At 43.0% G+C, this 235-nt stretch carries 1 pseudogene; it reads right to left on the bottom strand.

The annotated features are described in order from the left end of the window. Positions 1 to 204, bottom strand: a pseudogene (locus tag CWB72_RS20790) (sensor histidine kinase); the annotation flags it as partial. Positions 205 to 235 lie beyond the last annotated feature (31 nt).

Below are 235 nucleotides of genomic sequence, written 5' to 3'. Positions count from 1 at the left end.
TCGCTTAATTTCCTCTTCACTTTGCCTCTGCAACTCCTGATGTACTCGCTCTCGGTGTGACATCCAACCAAAAATAAAGAGTCCACACGCCACACACAGTGCAGGCATCAAGAAATAAACCGTTTGCTGGGTCGCGATAAATTTAGCCGTTAGCAATACCAACGCTATGATGACCAGCATCGCAATGATTTTATAGCGAGGCAAAAAATTAAAACCGCAGAAAAAAGCAATAAAG

It is taken from the genome of Pseudoalteromonas phenolica (genome assembly GCF_005886345.1).
In the GTDB taxonomy this organism is placed as follows: domain Bacteria; phylum Pseudomonadota; class Gammaproteobacteria; order Enterobacterales; family Alteromonadaceae; genus Pseudoalteromonas; species Pseudoalteromonas phenolica_A.
Note: the sequence above shows the minus strand (reverse complement) of the source record. Positions and strands in the feature narration are given on the sequence as shown.